1 protein-coding gene is annotated in these 379 nt (G+C 41.7%); it reads left to right on the forward strand.

All coding sequences use genetic code 11. The features are described 5' to 3' along the window. Nucleotides 1-379, forward strand: a 379-nt coding sequence (locus NE664_15850) for a DNA translocase FtsK 4TM domain-containing protein (GenBank protein MCQ4728108.1), incomplete at both ends; no start/stop codon positions are given.

A 379-nucleotide genomic window follows, 5' to 3' on the forward strand; every position in this document is an offset into this window, starting at 1 on the left:
GGCGCATTTCTTCTTCCCATAGCTTCAATTGGCTTTTGTATTTGGATTATACTAAAAAGGGAACATGATTTTGCATGGGTGAAAGTCATCGGGCTTGCTATGTTTATTCTGGGCATTGCGGCTATGTTCCAAATGATATTTGACAGCGAAAACCTTAATTTGTCAAATTACGGTTTCATGGAAACGGTTTCCTTGTTTTATAAAGAAGGTTCCGGCCTTAACGGCGGCCTTTTCGGCGGCCTTATTGCTTTGGGGCTTAAAAGCTCAATAGGATGGGGAAGTTATATTGTATTAATGGCGATTATAATAATAGGACTTATGCTGAGCACCGGAAAGTCGTTGTTTACGGGGATTGAAAGTATTGCGGACGCAGTCAGCG

The sequence above is a fragment of the Anaerotignum faecicola genome (genome assembly GCA_024460105.1).
Lineage (GTDB): Bacteria > Bacillota > Clostridia > Lachnospirales > Anaerotignaceae > JANFXS01.